This window comes from Streptomyces sp. NPDC050422, assembly GCF_044458665.1.
Lineage (GTDB): Bacteria > Actinomycetota > Actinomycetes > Streptomycetales > Streptomycetaceae > Streptomyces.
In genome coordinates, this window is sequence record NZ_JBITIE010000069.1 from 1 (window position 1) to 1,050 (window position 1,050).

Genomic DNA, 1,050 nt, shown 5'->3' on the forward strand with positions numbered 1-1,050 from the left:
GCTGCTTTGCAAGGCTGCGGTAATAGGCTTTGGGTCGATTGCGCTCATGCCCGCTCCTGATGGGGAAATGGATGAGGAACTGTCAACTGTCGATCGTTGTGCCCTGTTATAACGAGGAGCAGGCCGTAGGGGCGTTTCATCGTAGGCTGGTCGACGTCCTCGAGCCTATGGGGGAGAGTTTCGAGGTCTGCTATGTGGATGACGGAAGCGATGACCTCACCGGATCCCAGCTGACCTACCTGGCGTCCACCGACGAAAGGGTCCGCTACACGGCCTTCAGTCGAAACTTCGGCAAAGAAGCCGCCATGCTGGCCGGACTGCGGATGTGCCGCGGTGATTCCGTGGTCCTCATGGACGCCGACCTCCAGCACCCACCCGAACTCGTGCCCCGCATGCTGGAGATGCACCGGAGCGGCTACGACCAGGTCATCGCCCGACGGGACCGCGAGGGCGAAGGGCTGCTGCGGTCATTCCTCAGCCGCTCCTATTACCGCACCATGGGCCATTTCATGGACGTGTCCGTGGTTGACGGTGAAGGAGACTTCCGGCTGCTGTCACGGCGAGCGGTGGACAGCGTGCTCTCCCTCCCCGAGTCGAACCGCTTCTCCAAAGGCATCTTCTCCTGGATCGGCTTCGACACCGTCAGCTTCACCTACCACAACGCCGAGCGAGTGGCCGGGCGCTCCAAGTGGGGCGGCAGGCGGCTGCTCAACTACGGCATCGACGGGCTGATCTCCTTCAACAACCGTCCCCTGCGCCTCGCCATCTACGCCGGTCTGCTGCTTGCTCTGGCCGCGATGGGATACGCCCTGTGGATCATCGCGGGCGTGGCGCGCAACGGGGTCGGAGTTCCGGGATACACCAGTCTGCTGACGGCTGTGGTGGCACTCGGCGGGATCCAGCTGGTAACTCTCGGGATCGTCGGCGAATACGTCGGGCGTATCTACTGCGAGACGAAGAACCGGCCGCACTACCTGGTCCGGGAATCGAGTGACCACCCGGGCCCGCCCGCTCCGGATCCGCCGATACGTGCCGGCGGCGGCGCTTCGA

General features: G+C 63.8%; 1 protein-coding gene. It reads left to right on the forward strand.

Annotated elements, in window-relative coordinates:
* Positions 1 to 71: 71 nt before the first annotated feature.
* Positions 72 to 1,050, forward strand: a 979-nt coding sequence (locus tag ACIBJG_RS38820; protein ID WP_399315075.1) for a glycosyltransferase family 2 protein, incomplete at its 3' end; no start/stop codon positions are given.